Raw genomic sequence first — 19000 nt, 5'->3', positions numbered from 1 at the left:
AAACGCACTATATTAGAGGCTGGTTTTAGTCACCGAAGGAGTCTGAGTATGAAAGTCCGCATGTATCGCAGCACCGTTGCAGGCATTGCAATTGCAATGTTGTTACCTATTTCAGCCGCTCATGCACAGCTTGGCAATTTGTTGAAGGGAGGCGGATCCGATGCGTCATCGTCCAGCGGGCTCAGCAGCCTGGGGAGCATGAGCGGTATGACCAGCGGGTTGACCGGGTCATCGCTGACATCGGGTAGTACCAGCAATGTTGCGGGTGTGCTGCAGTTTTGTATCAAGAACAACTATCTGAGTGGGAATGGAGCGTCGTCGGTTAAAGACTCGCTGATGAGCAAGCTGGGCGGGACGTCGGCTGCGTCGTCGGATAGTGGGTATACCGCAGGGGCGGCGGGACTTTTGAAAAGTGGTGATGGGAAGTCGGTTGATCTGAGTGGGGGTGGGTTGAAGCAGCAGGTTACGAAGCAGGTTTGCGACAAGATTCTTTCGCAAGGGAAGTCGTTGGTGGGCGGGTGATAGTTGGTTTGTTTTTTAGTTTTTAGTTTTGGTTCGTCAGTAAAAAGTGTGGGTGGATGGAGGCTCGGGAAGCTTGCCAAGTGCATGATAGAGCGCGATTTCTGTGGCTCGGAAGGTTCGGAAGCCGTACGCTTTTCTCATAGTGACTTTGGCCTTATTGTTCAGCCCCTCGATAACGCCGCTGGAGAACTGCTTTCTGGCACGGAAGTAGTTGAGGATCAGATCCCGGTGCGAGCGCACGGTCCGGGCAAACTTCTTCATCGGCTCGATGCGTGAGCGCATCACCTGCTTGCACCACTGGTCGAGGAACTTGCCCGCCCAGACAGGAGAGATGTAGTCCCAGAGTTGCTGGAATTCTTCTTTGAGCAGATAGGCACGTACGCTACGTAAGTTGTACTGGAGTAGGTCACGCAGGCGAACGCGTTGTTTGCCAGTAAGGTTCTCGCGTCGCGCAAGCAGGCACCAGCGGGATTTTTTGAGAACAGGCTCATAGCCATCACGCGACATGCGCCTGGCCTCATCGGCTCGCACCTCATCGATCGCTTTGTTCATCTTGGCAACGATGTGGAAACGGTCGAGGATATTCAGGGCGTTCGGGCAATGACGCGCTATCATTTCGAGATAGGGCTTCCACATGTCGGAACACACGAATTCGACCTTCTCGCACAGCGGCTTGCCGATCATCGCAAAGAACTTCGCGAAGCTCTCCTTAGTACGTTCCTGTCCGACCCAGAGCAGTCGCGTGCGGCCGGCCTCGATCTGGTAGACGAGCGTGAGGTACTGGTGCCCTCGGCCATACTGGATCTCGTCAACGCCGAAAGCGCGAATCGTCCCGAGCTCACGATGATTCAGCCCCCAGTCGACTACCCATTCCACGGCATTGAAGACCTTCTCCCAGCTGGTGCGGAAACTCAGCGCGGTTTCTTTCCACGACAGCTTACGAGCCCACTGGGCCAGAAAAAGCATGTATGCCTTGGTCAACGTATGCTTGCCGATAGCCCACGGTACCGTCTCAACCTTTACGCCACACCGACGGCAATCGACACGACGCATCGAATACAGCAGAATGACGGCAAAACCCCAGATTGGGATGAACTCGAAGCGACGTTCTCCGAGCGTATCGTAGCCGCTTGCGCGCTCGTTGCAGCACGAACAAACTGGTTTGGATCCCTTACGTGGGCGCACGTCAATCTCAATGGTCTGCGTCCTGTCGCACAGCCGCGCCCCTTCATAAACGAAACCGGGGAAATGATGACAGGAATTGAGCAAGCGGGTCAAAAGCATGGCTAGCAAGCGAAAAATCGTCGGTAATACCGCCATTGTCACACCCGAATCAAGCGCTCTTGAACGACTCGTTCCCGACCTGCAAAACTGGCCCAAGTCTTGGAGCTTTGAGCAACAGGACATTCCGTTCGGACAGGATCTCGTCAAGATATTCACACCGTATCTCCTGCATCTTCTGGACAGCGGTTACAGCCGAAAAACCCTGCACCAGCATCGGGACTTCATCTGGATGCTCGGTGGTCGTCTCGTTGAAGAGCGGCAGCTTTACCGCGAACTCAGGAGGCTGGACGCCCGCTCAATACTGTTACGGTATATCGACGAGCAAGACGGTGGCCCACTCCTGGATGACCGCTCTGAGCGCGAGCAAGGCCTCTTCGATGCCACCTGCCGAAAGCTATGTTGTTTCCTCAACGCCGCCTGAATCCATCGATTTCACCCACAGATTCCCCCGACGATCCTTAGTTTTTAACCCCGGCGAGTCCTTCGTTCGCATTGGACATGTCGGGGTTAGCGCGATGCATCGCCCTCCTCTTTAGTTTTCGTTTCAGTTCCGATGAGCGATCCGCTACCCACGTTCAAGACCGATCGCCTGCTGATCCGCCCACGCACCATGGCGGACTATGAAGCATGCCTGGCGATGGATCGTGGCACGACGCTGAGGCGCATGAGCGATTCTTGAGAGAACGTATTCAGGCATCGCTCGGCAATGAGGGAAATGGCCGTGCCGCTACCGGTGCAAGACCGAGCACGGCCACGAGGAAGCCGATTTCCGCCAGATAAAATGGCTCAAGCCATTGATCATTCATCGCGGCATAGTACGTGTTATGTATAACGTCGCTCACGATGATCGCGACCGTCAACCAGATTCCCGCCCGTGGTTTGCCAAACAAGAGGATCGCGGCGAGTGGGTCAAGAATAGTCAGCACATCCCAATAGATCTTGCTTGTCAGGGCAATCTTGTTTCCGTAGCCATAATCCCAAAGCAAACCATGTTGGAGAACGGCACGCGCATGATTGAAGGTTGCGGCAAGAAGGCATAGTGCGAACAAAATCCGGATCATGATCGATGCGCGTGGCATTCCGACCCTCGTAGAAAGGCGTGGCACTCAGCTTACCAGAGGAAATTGGTCGCAAAAATCGCTGTGACTCGACCGAGGCGTACGTTTCCGATGCTATCCGCCTCTCCTTTTAAAACAGCTTTTGCCATTGCTCCTGCTTGTGCATATCTGCGCGAGTGTTGACCTCGATCAGGACGCCACCAGGCGAGCGACAAAAGAACCGAGATCCACGCGAGTTGTTGAAGACCTCCGTTTCCATGCGAACGCCACCGTCCAGGAATTCCTTATAGAGGGTATGGACGTCATCCAGGCTGTCGACCTCCAGGCCGAAGTGGAAGTTTTTAGGCCAAACCGGCACTTCCTCCGTTACGTGGTCCAGAACGATGTCGAAGCCATTCCGTTTGAGCAGACAGCTCTCTCCAGCGGCGACGATCTCGCAGCCGAGATATTTCTCGAAAAATGCAGCCGTCTCGGCTACGTTGGTGGTGGGAAAGCTCAGGTGGTTCAGCTTTGCTTCTTTATGAAGATTCATGATCGTTCTCGTAGAAAGGTTGAAATTTGCCGTGGAGCGAGTGGTCACTGACCCAATCCTATGCGGTTGCGCCGATCCGGCGATGCTCCACGATGTCCATTTTGCGAGTAATTGCTCGATTTTTAAACTCGCATTGGAGAGCGCACTTTCCGCGACGCGCAGCCCAGTAATGGCGGGCGTTTTACGCATCGCCACAGCAACGATATGAATAATTGCTCGCATTTAAGAAGTCACCGAAACAACTCCCGTTATCTCGGCACCAGGATGCACGCTATGGTGATTAGATGACTCGCGAAGACGGCCTTTCGCGGCCCGGGAAGCGCCTATTTCCGGGTTCGTGACTTTTCGGGCTGACGATCCACAATCCCCAGGTATCCGAATAAGGCACGGCTGACACGGCTTTCCAGATCTCGTCGGTCCGATTCACCGCGCTCTCCCGCCGCATCTACGATGGCGCGAAGGATGGCAACGAGGTCATCGGTCGCAGTCTCCATGTTTGGCTGCGGCGGAATATCCTTGCGGACCAGAATCTGCCGGATTACTTCATGAAAAGCAGCCTTCGACGCCGCCAGTTCATTGGCGATGACGGGGCGGTTTTCCTCGAAATCGAGCGCGCGAGCAAGCGCGGGACGACGCAGTTGCTGGCGGACTGAAACGGTAATGAGGTGCTTCAATGCTCCCTGCCCCGTGGGTTCGCTCAATGCGCCTGCCGCCTCTGCAAAGAACACGGCCCCTTCCCGCTTGCTAAGGGCAACAATGAGCGCGTCCTTGTTGGGAAAGTATTGATACAGGGAGCCGACGCCGACACCCGCGCGCTGCGCGACGAGATTGGTATTCATCCCGTCCATCCCCTTCGTTTCGAGCACACGGGCCGCTGCCTCCAGAATCGCGGCAACGGTTTGTTCGGCGCGGGATTGCTGCGGAATCTTTCGCGGCTTTAATGATTGACGCCTGTTTGTCGTCACGATGCAACCTGGTCAAAAGCGAGTATTAGCTCAGACTCTACAGCGTTCCGGCGAACTTATTAATGATCGAGTGAAGCGCTACACGAAGTCGCTGTGCGGTTGGATGTTGTTTCGCAGCACAAGACTGTTACGTCCCGCCGGATTCGAGGTTTAGTGAAAGGGGTTTGCCGTGATTTCGGCGAGAGCAAATTTTCGAGCTTCGTCATGATCACGGCGCGCAGGAGTACCCATGATCGACGCAATAGCAAGACGAGGTCTGACCGGACATGCGAATACCCGCCCATTCTGCTGGCGAATCATCGAGTCATCATTTCACAGGTTCAGTGACCCAGACCGGTCGCGGCGATCTGCTGCTCCACGAACTGGGCGAACAGTGCATGCAGATGCGTCGTCGGATGAATGTCGTCGGCGAACATGTACGTCTGATCGGCATTGGGCGTTACATAGGTCGCCGGCGAGCACAGCAATGCCGTGTCATCGGGCGTTTTCGCGGGGTCGCAGGCGGTACTCGTGTTTGACACAGCGAAGCCGTTCGCCTGAAAGTTCGCAATGATCTGATCCGCCCAAGTATAAGAATCGATCTGGATCACCTTGCCTTGCAGGCCATTGGCCTGCAAGGCAGCGTTCAAGTCATCGTTGAATAGTTGCGATAACTGAGTCAGGTTTGCCCCGCCGTCGGACGAAGTAATGCCGTCCGGCGTCAGTCCGATATTCGGGACATTGACGACTACGACATGAGTGGCGCCGCCCTGAACGATCTGTCCGACAACTTGAGCCAGGGTGGTCGCCGCCGTCTGTACGGTCGGCGCCGCGGCCGGCAGCGGCCCGGCCCGAAGCACGTCGTTCGCGCCCGCCCAGACCAGCACCAGTTGATTGGAGTTGAAACTGCCGTGAGTGGCCAAATAGCTCGAAACCTGCTGGTTGACGGGCATTTCTATATTGCCGATCACGTTGGTCAGAAAGTCATACAGGTTTGCCGGCGTTGCCACCGTGGCGCCGCCCTCCGCATAGCCAAGGCCGCCTTGCGCACTCAACTCATGAGCGATGTCGATCGTAAATGCAGCGGTGAGCGTGTCCCCGTAGTATTGCGCGACATCCTGAGTCCACACTTGCCCCGGATTGGTCGTGAAACGCCCGCCGCCGGCCGCGCTGGCGATCGGTGCGTAGGTCCCGACGTCCGACAGACTGTCGCCGAACGAAACAACTTGCAGATCAATGCCGCCCGCCGGGGCGGCCGCGCCACTCGAACCACTGCCGCCTCCGCCGCATGAGGTAAGCAATGAAATCGCCACGGCAAGAATTGCAGCACGTACCTTGTCATTGCTTCCTTGCATAGCTCCTCCACCGCTGGTCGGCCGGGCAGTTGCCCTCATGCGGCGGGCTTATCGCCAGCCAGCCTGCATCTCACTCTTGCGATATGTACCTTTGCCCCTTCGCTTAAGCAAAAAGCATGCGCTACCGTCCTGATTGGCGACGGCACCCCAAACCAGCCGCTAGAGGCGGCCATACCAGCGGCAGGACGCCAGCGCGCAAGCGGTGAGTTCGGGACCGACCGTCTGTGGACTCAGCTTGGTGTGATCGAGGTCGGTCTTGACTGACCGCTCTTCATGGAGGAGCTTCGCTCTACGGCCGATCGCGCCCCCTCGGATCCAACGGTCATGGCTTCGCGCTCGGCTGCGGGTCCCGGAACGCCGCCTCTCCGGCGTCCGACACCTCGACCCACTTCTTGTCGGGCGCTGCGTCTGCGACGTAGCTGTCGTGCCAGTTCCACCACTTGTAGGTCGGGGTTTGAGGATAACCCTCGGGCGAGTCCTCCCACATCTCCTGACGGCCAAGCGGCGTGATGTCGAGATAGTTCCAGGTGCTCCCCATCTGCTCGTCGCCGCGGCTGTTGATGAAGTAAGTCCGGAACACGCGGTCGCCATCGCGGTAAAACACGTTCGTGCCGTGCCACTCGCCCACGTCGAAGTCGGCATCGAAGCTGTCCGTGAGGGTGAACCACGGCATCTCCCAGCCCATCCGCGCCTTCAGCCGCGCGATGTCCGCCTGAGGCGCACGCGAGACGAACACGAGGGTGGTGTCACGGGCGTTCAGGTGAGCGACGTGGGCAACCTGATCCGCCACCATGGAGCAGCCCCGGCAGGCGTACTCGGGCCAGCCGAACACGCCCGACTCGAAGAAGGCGCGGTAGACGATCAACTGACGTCGACCCTCGAACAAGTCGAGCAGGCTGACCCTGCCAGCGGGCCCGTCGAACCCGTACGCCGTCTCCACGGCCATCCACGGCATGCGCCGGCGCTCTGCGGCCAGTGCGTCGCGGGCGCGGGTGTGGGCCTTTTCCTTCACGAGCAGTTGCTCGCGGGCCGCCTCCCACGCTTGCGACGACACGACCGGTGGTGTGTGCATGGCAGGCTGTCCGTCTTTCCGTTCGTTCTCGGATGATGGTGTCATGGCTTTTGCAATCTCCTGGTTTGGACAAATTCCCGCGCCTCGTCACTGAAGAGCGGCTCCGTTCGCTGCTCACTGCTCGTTGGCGGCTGTGAAATAGTCTGGCATCGGAAATCGAACGCTGGGAGTAACAAGCGTGACGGTATTCCTGTGGGGTCGCTGGCTGCAGCCGGGGTCTGGCTCGTGTTCATCCGCGAGATACCTCTGCGCACGACACTAGGGAATGCCTACCATTGAGCCGCTGGCATCCGGCGTCGTAAAATCGTGGCACATCGATTTGGGGGCCCAGCAATGCGTCTGGCTTCTCGCTACGATTTCAACCACGATTTCCGCCCCAATACCCAGCTGCGTCTAACGCAGCCCGGCCCGGCGCTTTTTCGCCCCATTTCTCACGATGAGGCCGGCGGCCGGCGCGGAACCGTCGGTCCATCCGCGCCATGATCCCGCTCATTTCCGTCAACAGACTGAGCAAGAGCTTTCCCGGCGTAAGGGCGCTTCACGAAGTCCAGTTCGAGCTCATGGCGGGTGAAGTCCACACGCTGATGGGCGAGAACGGCGCCGGCAAGTCGACGCTGATGAAAATCCTCGCCGGCGTGTACACCCGGGATTCCGGCGAAATCCTCTACGACGGCCAGCCCGTCGACTTCTCAAGCCCGCGCGAGGCGCAGGCCATGGGCGTCTGCATCATTCATCAGGAACTCCAGTTGATGAATCATCTGAGCGTCGCCCAGAATATGTTCATCGGCCGAGAGCCACGCGGACGCCTCGGCCTGTTCCTCGACGAAGACAAGCTCAATGCGCAGGCGCGCGACATCCTTGCCCGCATGCATGTGAATCTGGACCCGCGTGCCGTTGTCGGCACCCTCACCGTCGCCAGCCAGCAGATGGTCGAGATCGCCAAGGCCTTGTCCTTCGATTCGCGCGTCCTGATCATGGACGAGCCCACCTCCGCGCTCAACGACGCCGAGATCGCCGAGCTTTTCCGCATCGTCCGGGAACTGAAAAGCCGGGATGTGGGAATCATCTATATCTCCCACAAGATGGACGAACTGAAGCAGATTTCCGACCGCGTCACCGTGTTGCGGGACGGGGAATATGTGGCCACGGTCACTGCAAAGGACACGACCGTCGAAGCGATCATCGGGATGATGGTCGGGCGAGCGTTGACCGACGCCGCGCCTTCTCACAGCGCCGCAGGCGAAGGCGAGGTCGCGCTCGAAGTAAGGAATCTGAACGCCGGCCCGCTGGTCAGGAACGTGAGCTTCGCGCTGCGCAAAGGCGAGATATTGGGCTTTGCCGGCCTGATGGGCGCCGGCCGCACCGAGGTCGCCCGAGCGGTGTTCGGCGCCGATCCGATCGAATCGGGCGACGTTCTGGTGAAAGGCGCGAAGGTGACGATCAGGACGCCGAGCGACGCGGTGGCGCGCGGTATCGGCTATCTCTCGGAAGACAGGAAACGCTTCGGCCTGGCGACGGGAATGGACGTCGAATCGAACATCGTGATGTCCAACCTGGGCAAATTCCTGTCGCTCAATGTTTTCTTGCGCCGCGCCCAGATACGCCGGACAGCTAGCCATTTCATCAATCTGCTCGCCATTCGTACGCCTTCCGCGACGCAGGAGGTGCGGCTCCTCTCGGGCGGCAATCAGCAGAAAATTGTCATCGCTAAATGGCTTGAGCGCGACTGCGACGTGCTGTTCTTCGACGAGCCGACGCGCGGCATCGACGTCGGCGCCAAGAGCGAAATCTACAAGCTCCTGCGCTCGCTCGCGGACCAGGGCAAGGCGATCGTGATGATCTCGTCGGAACTATCGGAAATCTTGCGTATGAGCGACCGTATCGTCGTGATGTGCGAGGGCCGCATTACCGGCGAACTCTCAGCCACGGAGGCGACGCAGGAGCGCATCATGCAATTGGCGACGCAGCGTGAAACCTTAAAAGCGGCATGAGTCTCTTAGAGGAGAGGTCCGTTTCATGACACTGCCATCGGATACTTCGGCGTTGGGTAATCAGGGACGTGTGTCCGGCCTGAGAGCCCGGCTCTTCTCGCCGACCGCCCTGCAAAAGCTGCTCGCCTTCGGGAGCCTGGTCCTGCTGCTGGCGTTTTTCAGCTTCGCCTCGCCCGCCTTCATGCAGATGGACAATATGCTCGGGATTCTGCAGGCGACGGCGGTCAACGGCGTTCTGGCGATCGCCTGCACGTTCGTCATCATCACCGGCGGCATCGATTTGTCCGTCGGCACGCTGATGACCTTCACGGCCGTTATTTGCGGTGTGTTCCTGACCTATTGGCATTTACCGATGACGCTCGGCGTGATCGCTGCAATAGGCACAGGCGCACTCTGCGGGACCGTTTCGGGCACCCTCACCGCGAAGATGAAGATACCGCCGTTCATCGCCACCCTGGGCATGATGCTGCTGCTGAAAGGGCTGTCGCTCGTCGTCTCGGCTGACAAGCCCATCTATTTCACCGACACCGAAAACTTCTACCGGATCTCTCAGGATTCGCTGATCGGCGATTTAATCCCTAGCCTGCCCGTTCCGAACGCGGTCCTGATCCTGTTCTTCCTGGCAGTGGTGAGTTCGATCACGCTGAATCGCACGGCGCTTGGCCGCTACACCTTTGCCCTCGGCAGCAACGAAGAAGCCGTGCGCCTTTCCGGCGTGAACGTCGATAGATGGAAGATCGCCATTTACGGCCTGAGCGGGTCAATTTGCGGCATCGCCGGACTGCTTATAGCCTCGCGCCTGAATTCGGCCCAGCCGGCGCTCGGCCAAGGTTACGAACTCGAAGCGATAGCGGCCGTGGTTATCGGCGGGACCTCGCTCAGTGGCGGCTCGGGCACGATCCTGGGAACGATCATCGGCGCCTTCATCATGAGCGTGCTGACCAACGGCCTGCGCATCCTGTCCGTCGCCCAGGAATGGCAGATCGTGGTGACAGGTCTCATCATCATTCTCGCGGTCTACGCCGATATTTTGCGGCGCAAGAAGAGCTGACGACAGCGGACACTGCACGGGACAATATCAAGAAAAGGGAGCGCCAAGGCTCCCCAAACGGCTGAAGGTTAATGGCCCACCTTAGGAGGAGAACCACCATGTTGAAAAGAAAAGTAATCGGTGTCGTGGTCGGCGTTGGCGCGCTCATTGGCGGCACAAGTCTTGTGCGCGCGGACGAACCCTACATCCCGCTCATTTCGAAAGGCTTCCAGCACCAGTTCTGGCAGGCCGTCAAAGCCGGCGCGGAACAGTCGGCAAAGGCGCAAAACGTCAGGATCTCCTTCGAGGGTCCGGAAACCGAGGCCATGGTCGACAAGCAGATCGACATGCTCTCGGCCGCACTTGCCAAGAAACCCCAGGCACTCGGCATCGCCGCGCTTGACAGCAAAGCGGCCATTCCACTGTTGAAGCGAGCGCAGGCCGCCAAGATACCGGTCATCGCCTTCGACTCCGGCGTCGACAGCGACATTCCGCTCACGACCTGCGCAACGGACAACCTTGCTGCGGCCGCGCTCGCCGCCGACAAGATGGCCGAGGCGGTCGGCAATTCCGGTGAGGTCGGCCTGATCGTGCACGACCAGACCAGCCGCACCGGCGTTGATCGCCGCGACGGCTTCCTGAACGAGATGAAAGCAAAGCATCCGAACATCAAGATCGTCTCGGTCCAGTATGGCGGCGGCGACCATCTGAAGTCGGCGGAAATTGCCAAGACGATGATCCAGGCCAACCCCAATCTCAAGGGCATCTTCGGTTCGAATGAAGGCTCGGCCGAGGGTGCCGCGATCGGCGTCAGGGAATCGGGCAAAAAGCTCGTCCTGATCGGCTATGACTCCGGCAAGGAGCAGAAGGACGACATCAATTCGGGCCTGATGTATGGCGCGATTACGCAGAACCCGATCGGCATCGGCAAATGCGTGGTCGACTCTGCTGTGAAGGCGCTGAAGGGCGGGACGCTGCCCAAGAAAGTCGACACGGGCTTCTACTGGTACGACAAGAGCAATATCAACGATCCCAAGATCGCCGCCGTGCTCTACGATTAACCGTCGCCGTCAGAGGAAGGGCCGCGGCGTCTTTCGACGCCGCGGCTCTCGTTGTTCTTTGGAAGTCGATAGCTCTCGTCCAGGAGATTGTTCAGATGCCCACGATCACCAAGCTGTCCGTCCGGGACATCCGGTTTCCAACCTCGCGTTCGCTCGACGGCTCCGATGCGATGAACGCCGCGCCGGATTACTCCGCCACCTACGTGACGCTCGAAACCGATTCGCCGGAGGCGCTCACGGGCCATGGCCTCACCTTCACCATCGGGCGCGGCAACGAGATCTGCGTGGCTGCGGTGAAGGCGCTTGCTCCGCTGGTCGTCGGCAAAACGCTTGAGGACATTGCCGCGAACATGGGCGCTTTCTGGCGCGCGCTGACGTCGGACAGCCAGTTGCGCTGGATCGGCCCCGACAAGGGGGCAATCCATCTGGCGACGGCGGCGGTCGTGAACGCGGCCTGGGATCTGTGGGCCAAAGCGGAAGGCAAGCCTGTGTGGAAGCTGCTCGTCGACATGAGCCCCGAAGCGCTCGTGCGTTGCCTCGACTTCCGTTACGTGACCGATGCGATCACGCCGAACGAAGCCATCGCCATGTTGCATCGCCACGCAAAGACCCGGGGCGAGCGAGAAAAGGACATGCTGGCGCGCGGCTATCCGGCCTACACGACGTCGGCCGGCTGGCTCGGCTACGACGACGACAAGATTCGCCGGCTCGCCCGTGAAGGCGTCGCGCAGGGCTGGACGCACTTCAAGCAGAAAGTAGGCGGCAATCTTGAAGAAGATATGCGCCGGGCCCGCATCCTGCGCGAAGAAATCGGTGAAAACCGGAAGCTGATGATGGATGCGAACCAGGTGTGGGACGTCGATGAAGCCGTCGCGAACATGCGGCGCCTGGCGCAATTCGATCCGTGGTGGATCGAGGAACCCACGAGCCCCGACGACATTCTCGGCCACGCGGCTATCCGCCAGCGGATTCGGCCAATAGGGGTCGCCACGGGCGAGCACTGCCATAACCGGGTGATGTTCAAGCAGTTGCTGCAGGCGCAGGCTATCGACTTCTGTCAGGTCGATAGCTGCCGCCTCGGCGGGCTGAACGAGGTGATCGTCGTCCTGCTGATGGCGGCGAAATTCGGCGTGCCCGTGTGCCCGCATGCGGGCGGCGTCGGCTTGTGCGAGTACGTCCAGCACATTTCGTTGTTCGACTATATCTGCGTGTCAGCGTCGCTGGAAAATAGGGTGCTCGAGTACGTGGATCATCTGCATGAGCATTTCGTCGATCCTGTCGTGATCCAGAACGGCCGTTACATGCCACCGCAACTTCCCGGCTACAGCATCGAAATGCACGCGGCGTCGCTCGATCAATATGACTTTCCGGAGGGTCCGGCCTGGCGGGTTTGAGACGGTACGCGCGGGGGCGTTGTATCGATTCGGAAGCCTGGCAAGAAGCCGCTTTCGACAAAGACAATGCGCCGGGTGGTTACGGCTACTGGATTTCCACTGCGGGATATGTCTCGACGTATGATTCATCGTGACATCCGTAGTAGGCGACCGTGCGTGCAGTCAGGTCCACCTCATAACGGATGACTCCCGCCTGGCACTAACCGCGAACCCGGGCACATGGATATAGGATACGACGTCCACATCACCCGCAAGGCAAACTGGTTCGACGAAAAACGACCCAGTGTCGCCATACGATTCCCAACACGACGGTGCACGAAGGCGATTGCGTTGCGACCGGCAGCGGGCTGCCGGTCGTGGCATGCGTGAAGCTTGCGTCCTCAGAACTTGTGGCGAATTCCAATGCGCCCAACGAACTGGTTGCCGTTCGACGAAATGGCGGTGGTATCGGTGATGGCCGCGACGGCCGGGCCGCCTGTAGAGTCGTCGCCGAGCGCGCGTTGGTAGAGCGCCATTACGTACACGTCGGTGCGCTTGGACAGCGAGTAGTCGAGCGACGCGTTGTATTGCAGGTACTTCCCGTTGTCGACTGCCTGTCCGTTCTTCTCCGTGAGCGAATTGCGCTCGACGTAATCAGACGCCACGAGCAACCGCAGCGCGGGCGTGATCCGATACAGGAAATTGACCTGCACATCATTGAAGGTCGCCGTGCTACCCGTCGCGTAGCCAGAGGCCGGACCCTTGGCGCCGGTCGGCATCGGATTGCTGCCCAAATTCATGAACTTGGCGTTCGTATACGTGACGCCGAGCGTCGCCGGACCAAACGTGTAGGATCCGCCGAAATCGATCACCTGAAACGTATTCGCGCTCATGAAGCCGGAGTAGATCGGCGTCATCAAGGTTTCGGGCAGGCTCGACGCGGCAGTGCTGAACATGCTGGTGCCTGGATTGCGCGCGTTCAGGTAAGCAACGCCGAGGCCGAGCGGTCCCTGGTTATACGCCGCTCCGAGCGACCAGATCTGATTGGTGCCGATGCTGCCGGGCGTACCGCCGAGACTGTACGTACCGCCAAATTTGAAGCCCGAAAAGGTGGGACTTGCGTATTTGATGGTGTTGTTATCGTGGTAATCGATGTTCGAGTTGTCGAGGTCGCCCGGGTGCGCACCATAGACGCCAGCGCCCAGTTGGCCGCCTGCGAACGGGGCTGTGTAGTCGAAAATAGAGTCGTACTGACGACCGAGCGTGACCGTGCCGTATTGAGTCGCGAGGCCGACCCAAGCCTGGCGGCCGAACATCAGGCCATTCTGGCTGAGCGCGCCGCTGTTAATGTTGAAACCGTTTTCGAGCATGAATACCGCCTTCATGCCGCCACCGAGGTCTTCGGAGCCGGTCAGGCCCCACCGGTCGCCCTGCATCACGCTGCCGGCTGCCTGGTAAACATGGCCGCCCTTGTTGTTGGTGATCATGTCGACCCCTTCGTCGATGATACCGAACAGGGTGACACTGCTTTGTGCGTGTGCGGCGCCAGCTAGTGTGCCGAGCGCGACGAAGGCGATAATTGATTTTTTCATGTGGTAGGTGATTATCGTTTATGTGTCTCGAAACGCCGATCAGAGTTCGTCGGGCTTTGTTCCTGTCTTGCCGTCAGCGCGCAACCACGCAATACACGCAATAACGCCAAAATTAAGCGAGGTACTGCAGTAAGCGGTATCCGGTTGACTCCCCTTCTTTACCCGACAGCACTCACCGTTTTACTGGGCTAACCCAAAATCCCCGCGTTTCCCGCGCGAACTCGCGCCATCTACGCTCATGCACCTTCAGCAACTCAACGCGGCAGAGCTCCCGTTTCTGCCCGGTTCAACGTCGCCACAATCTGCTCGACACTAAAGCGCCTGCGTCACGTTGCATGGCCCCCCTCTCTTTTCGATAACGAAAAGTTCTCCTAAACACCCTATATATTGATACTGGTTTACACGGAGCCGGTCACTCCAGTAACCGGGAGAAGCAGCACCAATCAATAGTTACGACCGCATGGAGGCGACTGATACGATATGAAGATTCGCGCTACGTGACAGGAGTCAATAATGTCAACTTGTCGCTGACGACGTAACGGACCGAATAATGCCATTACGCAGTATTCTCTTAAATCAGGGTAAATTCGAAGCACAATGTTCTATCGCGTAACGCAATAACTTTGCTATGCTTTGCGGCGAGGCGCCATGTGAAGCTGCGCATAGGCGACTATCCGATCCCCTGACATGTCTACGTCCAACACTGCGCCCATCACCTCGCCGTCCAACACCGCGGTTTCGGCGACGCTGATCGCGTGAATGTTCAGGTCCGGTCGAACGACAGGCTCACCCTGCACCACCGGTTTGCGAGGCCTTGTGGCCTATTTCTGTTCGTACCACTCGCGGGGCCGCCCCCTTGAGTCGATTCGCCGTTCCATTACACCCGCCCCCGTCAACGACCTTGCCCCGACATCCAGGTAGCGGCTCGTGTTTGTTTTTTAACCCTCTTGCCAATGGTCAGACAATAAGGTTCCCAATAAATTCAGGCTATAAGAAATACGGATTACGTTGGTTTATCGAAAGGTATTTGTCGGATTAATTTTTTCGGATGACATTGCATGTCGCCACTACATCCATTGGGTCGATGGACAAGTGTTGTAGAAACGCGACTGCTTAAGTGCGTCCGTTTCCCTATGAGATAGGGCAGAAAATAATTAGAAGCTTATAAAAGTAATTTTATGCTCTGCGACAGAGCGCACCTTATGAGCCGCACAACCGGATCGGCGCCGGCGACTCGATCCAGTAGTGGTCCAATCGAACTGGAATCGAGCCGGCAACTGCGTGGATCTACTCGCCAGGGAAATCGGCGCTCAGGGTGGTGGCTTCCCATGCGGCAATCTCGGCGCGCAGAGCCTCCAACTTGATTTGGACACGCTCCAGCCCGTTGCTGCCCAGAATCAGATGACCGGGAGGCGTTGGCGACTGCACCGCGGCGATGATAGCCAGCGCCGCGCGTGCCGGGTCGCCGGGCTGCTTGCCACTAGCGGCCGAGATGGTAGCGCGGCGCTTGCCAGCGCTCGCCGCGTAGGCCTCAATCGGCTGTTTAGCTTGCTTCAGCGAACGTCCTGCCCAATCGGTACGGAACGGCCCGGGCTCGACCGCCGTAACCTTGATCCCCAAATCGGCCGTCTCCGCGGCCAACGCTTCGCTCAGGCCTTCCACCGCGAACTTGCTGGCGGCATAGTAGCCGCTTCCCGGATTGCCGATCAGGCCGCCTACGGACGTGATGTTGACGATGTGCCCGGCGCGCTGTTCCCGCATCGCGGGTAAGACGGCCTTGATGGTATCGGCAACACCAAAGAAGTTGACCTCGAACATCTCGCGCACGTCCTGGTCGTCGCCTTCCTCGATGGCGCTCAGGTAGCCATAGCCGGCATTGTTGACCAACACGTCAATGCGACCGAATTGCTGCAGGGCTTTTTCAACGGCGTGTTTGATCTGGCCGGGCTGGGTTACATCGAGTTCGAGCACCAGTGCGCGGTCACCGTAGCGCTCGTCGAATTCTGCCAGCGAGCTGGGTTGACGAGCTGTCACGACAGCACGCCAGCCTTTATCAAGGACGGCAAGTGCGAGCTCTCGGCCGAATCCGGTGGAACAGCCGGTAATGAACCAAACGGGTGCTGGCGAGGGAGTATGCGTGGACGGCATGAGGTTCCTTTTTGACGAGAGCCGCGCGGCAGCTAAACCACACGGTAGGGATAGCGGGATAAAAAGTATCGCATGTTGGAGCGCGTCGCGTGGTCGGCTGCTCGCCTGCGGGTCATCGCTTCGATAAGCCTTTCAGGCAACTTATATCCTCGCCGCCGGGGCCGACAGCGCTGGTTGCGCGGGGTATCGGCAGTTACGCGGCCTGATCGCCGGGACACGGCGGTCTGTGCACAAGTTGAAGTCAGCGGGCCACTCGCTGCTGCCGCAAAATCCTGACGAAGTTCAGCACGGTCGGCGACTTTTCGCGCTGCCGATGGATCAATGCGATACCGGTCGAAAGCGGCTTGCCCTGCAGTTCGTGATACGACACGCCTTCAACCTGGATCTGCCCGATCGACGCGGGAACCACGGCAACACCGAATCCAGCCGCGACGAGGTTCGCCGCCGATGAAATCTGTGGCGACTCCATGCCGATCGAGGGCGCGAAGCCAGCTTCGCGGCACGCGCTGATGATCGAATCGTATAGATCCGGCCCGATCGGCCGCGGAAAGAGGATGAACGGATCGTCCGCGAGGTTGGCCAGATCGACGCGCCGTCGCCGGCTCAGGCGATGGTTCGCCGGCAGCACCGCCAACATGTCTTCATCGACTAGCGGTTCGACGATCAGATCCCGGCAGTTCAGCGGCATGCGCACCAGCGCGGCGTCGAGCTGCCGCTCGGCGACCCGGTCGAGCAGCAGCGAGCTATTGCTTTCCTCACAACTAATGGCGACGTGCTCATACGCATGCCGATACTTCTGCATCGTTGTCGCGACCACGGGGTGAAATACCGTGGAGCCCGCGAAACCGAGCGATAACCTTCCCGTCTCTCCGCGCCCCGCGTTCTGCACTTCAACGAACGCTTGCTGCGCGTCCTCGACGATACGCCGTGCGCTTTCGCGAAAGAGCCGTCCCGCTTCGGTCAATTCGACGCGGCGCGGATGCCGGATGAAGAGCTGGGTGCCGATTTCCCGCTCGAGCTTCAGGATCTGCTGGCTCAAGGGCGGCTGGGCGATTCCCAGATGTGCCGCGGCATCGGTGAAATGCAGATGCTCGGCGACGGCGAGGAAGTAGCGCAACTGGCGAAATTCCATATCTTTTTCGTCTCCAAATAGCGACTTCGAGATATTGGACTAATGACCGGCATGATTTTAACCTTTGCGTCAACCTGATGCGCTTGAAGGCCGCACTCGAAACGGCCGGATGAAACCGATGCGCGTCACGCTCAACCTTTCCTCAGGAGAATTTCATGTCAACAGCGCGCGTACCAATGGCAACCCTCCCGACCGACGCGGCCAACACGTTGATTGCCGACCTGCGCAACATCATCGGCAAGGAGCACACCCTGACGGATGACGGCGCGACCCGCCGCTACCGCACGGGCTTTCGTTTTGGCGCAGGCAAGGCGCTCGCGGTAGCGCGCCCCGGCACGATCGTCGAACAATGGAACGTGCTGCAGGCTTGCATCGCGGCGAATGTGATTGTCATCACGCAGGCGTCGAACACCGGTCTCACGGGTGGCTCGACACCTGACGGCAACGACTATGATCGCGACATCGTGATCGTCAGTACGAGCCGCATGAAGAAGGTATACGTGATCAACGATGGCAAGCAGGTCGTTTGCCTTCCGGGGGCGACACTCGACCAACTGGAAAGAATACTGAAGCCCCTTGGCCGCGAGCCGCATTCAGTGATTGGATCGAGCTGCATCGGCGCGTCGGTATTCGGCGGTGTCTGCAACAACTCAGGCGGTGCGCTGGTGCATCGCGGCCCGGCGTATACGGAGATGGCGGTATTTGCGCAGGTCGACGCGGCAGGCAAGCTGAACCTGGTGAACCATCTGGGAATCGAACTTGGCGAAACATCCGACGGCATCCTTGGCCGGCTTGAGCGCGGTGAGTTCTCCGATGCCGATGTCCGGCACGACGCGGGCGCCGGATCGGATCACGGCTACGCGACTCACGTGCGCCAGGTCGATGCCGATACACCGGCGCGCTTCAACGCCGATCCACAGCGCCTCCATGAAGCATCAGGCTCGGCCGGCAAGCTGATGGTGTTCGCGGTACGGCTCGACACATTCCCGATCGAGCAGAACGCAAAGGTTTTTTATATTGGCACGAACCGGCCCGACGAGCTCACCGAGATCCGCCGTCACGCGCTGCACGACTTCAAACACTTGCCGATCTCGGGGGAATACCTTCATCGCGACGCATTCGATATTGCTGAGGAGTACGGTAAAGATACCTTCCTCGCAATCAACTATCTTGGCACGTCCCGGCTGCCTGCGTTGTTCGGACTAAAGAGCCGTTTCGATGCGCTGTTCGATCGCCTCGGGTTTTTCCCTTCGCATTTCACCGACCGCGTCATGCAGGCTGCGAGCCGGCTGTTTCCAAGCCATCTGCCGCCGCGTATGAAACAGTATCGTGACAAGTACGAGCATCACCTGATGCTGAAAGTGACGGCCGAAAGTGTGGAAGAAACGCGTGCCTTCCTATCAAGCTATTTTGAAAGCGCCACCGGCGGCTATTTCGAATGCACCGACGAAGAGGGCACGAAAGCGTTCCTGCACCGCTTCGCCGCTGCTGGCGCCGCGGTCCGATATCGCGCCGTGCACACACGGGAAGTGGAGAATATCGTCGCGCTCGACGTTGCTCTGCGCCGCAATGATCGCGACTGGATCGAGACGCTGCCGGCGGACATCGAAGAGACGATCTCTATCAAGTTGTATTACGGCCACTTTCTGTGTCACGTGTTTCATCAGGATTACATCGTCAAGAAGGGCAATGACTGCCTTGAAGTCGAACACAAGATGTGGACGCTGCTGGACCGGCGCGGGGCTGAGTATCCGGCGGAGCATAACGTAGGGCATCTGTATCATGCGAAGCCTCAGCTCGCCGCGTTTTATCAGCAGATCGATCCTTGCAATTGCTTCAACCCGGGGATCGGGCAGACGTCGAAGTTCGCGAAGTACCGGGAAGTGGTGGGTTAGGTGTCGGGGTG

General features: G+C 58.9%; 17 protein-coding genes. 8 read left to right on the top strand and 9 right to left on the bottom strand.

Going from position 1 to position 19000, the window contains the following annotated elements:
• The first annotated feature begins 48 nt into the window (after positions 1–48).
• The gene (locus ACSQ36_RS36165; RefSeq protein WP_213768818.1) at positions 49–522 is read left to right on the top strand and encodes a DUF2501 domain-containing protein; all 474 of its coding nucleotides are present in this window, start codon (positions 49–51) and stop codon (positions 520–522) included.
• Between the two features lie 36 nt (positions 523–558).
• On the opposite strand, the gene ACSQ36_RS36160 is transcribed toward ACSQ36_RS36165, so the two are convergent.
• The gene (locus tag ACSQ36_RS36160; RefSeq protein ID WP_436181453.1) at positions 559–1806 is read right to left on the bottom strand and encodes an ISL3 family transposase; all 1248 of its coding nucleotides are present in this window, start codon (positions 1804–1806) and stop codon (positions 559–561) included.
• Between ACSQ36_RS36160 and ACSQ36_RS36155 the strand changes: the two genes are divergently transcribed.
• On the top strand, positions 1805–2227 hold the full coding sequence (locus ACSQ36_RS36155) for a hypothetical protein (protein WP_436181452.1): 423 nt from the start codon (positions 1805–1807) through the stop codon (positions 2225–2227). The two genes, ACSQ36_RS36160 and ACSQ36_RS36155, sit on opposite strands and share 2 nt — an antisense overlap.
• A gap of 132 nt (positions 2228–2359) precedes the next feature.
• On the top strand, positions 2360–2485 hold the full coding sequence (locus ACSQ36_RS36150) for a hypothetical protein (RefSeq protein ID WP_436185794.1): 126 nt from the start codon (positions 2360–2362) through the stop codon (positions 2483–2485).
• Positions 2486–2495: 10 nt separating this feature from the next.
• Here the strand turns inward: ACSQ36_RS36150 and ACSQ36_RS36145 are convergent, their stop codons facing one another.
• The 5 genes from ACSQ36_RS36145 to ACSQ36_RS36125 all read right to left on the bottom strand — a co-directional run bounded on the left by ACSQ36_RS36145 (position 2496) and on the right by ACSQ36_RS36125 (position 6812).
• On the bottom strand, positions 2496–2885 hold the full coding sequence (locus ACSQ36_RS36145; protein WP_436185793.1) for a hypothetical protein: 390 nt from the start codon (positions 2883–2885) through the stop codon (positions 2496–2498).
• A gap of 109 nt (positions 2886–2994) precedes the next feature.
• Positions 2995–3396 carry a VOC family protein gene (locus tag ACSQ36_RS36140; protein WP_213768816.1) on the bottom strand — a complete coding sequence of 134 codons (402 nt, stop codon included), beginning with the start codon at positions 3394–3396 and terminating at the stop codon, positions 2995–2997.
• 323 nt (positions 3397–3719) lie between these two features.
• Positions 3720–4361 carry a TetR/AcrR family transcriptional regulator gene (locus ACSQ36_RS36135; protein WP_213768815.1) on the bottom strand — a complete coding sequence of 214 codons (642 nt, stop codon included), beginning with the start codon at positions 4359–4361 and terminating at the stop codon, positions 3720–3722.
• 320 nt (positions 4362–4681) lie between these two features.
• The gene (locus ACSQ36_RS36130; RefSeq protein ID WP_436185792.1) at positions 4682–5695 is read right to left on the bottom strand and encodes an SGNH/GDSL hydrolase family protein; all 1014 of its coding nucleotides are present in this window, start codon (positions 5693–5695) and stop codon (positions 4682–4684) included.
• 322 nt (positions 5696–6017) lie between these two features.
• A complete protein-coding gene (locus tag ACSQ36_RS36125) occupies positions 6018–6812 on the bottom strand; it encodes a DUF899 domain-containing protein (RefSeq protein ID WP_436185791.1) in 795 nt (264 codons plus the stop codon).
• Between the two features lie 434 nt (positions 6813–7246).
• Between ACSQ36_RS36125 and ACSQ36_RS36120 the strand changes: the two genes are divergently transcribed.
• The 4 genes from ACSQ36_RS36120 to ACSQ36_RS36105 all read left to right on the top strand — a co-directional run bounded on the left by ACSQ36_RS36120 (position 7247) and on the right by ACSQ36_RS36105 (position 12243).
• Positions 7247–8758: a sugar ABC transporter ATP-binding protein gene (locus ACSQ36_RS36120; protein ID WP_436185790.1), complete on the top strand. Its 1512-nt coding sequence runs from the start codon at positions 7247–7249 to the stop codon at positions 8756–8758.
• A 25-nt stretch (positions 8759–8783) separates the two neighbouring features.
• Entirely contained in the window at positions 8784–9809 is a 1026-nt protein-coding gene (locus ACSQ36_RS36115; protein ID WP_436185789.1) for an ABC transporter permease, read from the top strand.
• Between the two features lie 98 nt (positions 9810–9907).
• Positions 9908–10849, top strand: coding sequence for an ABC transporter substrate-binding protein (locus ACSQ36_RS36110; protein ID WP_436185788.1), 942 nt, complete (start codon positions 9908–9910; stop codon positions 10847–10849).
• Positions 10850–10944: 95 nt separating this feature from the next.
• Positions 10945–12243 (top strand): L-fuconate dehydratase, encoded by a 1299-nt coding sequence (locus tag ACSQ36_RS36105; RefSeq protein ID WP_436185787.1) that lies wholly within the window; start codon positions 10945–10947, stop codon positions 12241–12243.
• 380 nt (positions 12244–12623) lie between these two features.
• Here the strand turns inward: ACSQ36_RS36105 and ACSQ36_RS36100 are convergent, their stop codons facing one another.
• The 3 genes from ACSQ36_RS36100 to ACSQ36_RS36090 form a co-directional block, all read right to left on the bottom strand.
• Positions 12624–13814, bottom strand: coding sequence for a porin (locus ACSQ36_RS36100; RefSeq protein WP_213768808.1), 1191 nt, complete (start codon positions 13812–13814; stop codon positions 12624–12626).
• Between the two features lie 1287 nt (positions 13815–15101).
• Positions 15102–15962, bottom strand: a complete 861-nt coding sequence (locus ACSQ36_RS36095; RefSeq protein ID WP_436185786.1) for an oxidoreductase — start codon at positions 15960–15962, stop codon at positions 15102–15104.
• 241 nt (positions 15963–16203) lie between these two features.
• Entirely contained in the window at positions 16204–17094 is an 891-nt protein-coding gene (locus ACSQ36_RS36090) for a LysR family transcriptional regulator (RefSeq protein WP_213768806.1), read from the bottom strand.
• Positions 17095–17249: 155 nt separating this feature from the next.
• On the opposite strand from ACSQ36_RS36090, the gene dld reads away from it, so the two are divergent.
• Positions 17250–18989, top strand: coding sequence for a D-lactate dehydrogenase (gene dld / locus ACSQ36_RS36085; RefSeq protein WP_436185785.1), 1740 nt, complete (start codon positions 17250–17252; stop codon positions 18987–18989).
• Positions 18990–19000: the final 11 nt, after the last annotated feature.

This window comes from Caballeronia sp. LjRoot34, from assembly GCF_964253815.1.
Classification (GTDB): Bacteria; Pseudomonadota; Gammaproteobacteria; order Burkholderiales; family Burkholderiaceae; genus Caballeronia.
The sequence above is the reverse complement of the archived record's forward strand: the minus strand, read 5'-3'. Positions and strand labels throughout refer to the sequence as shown.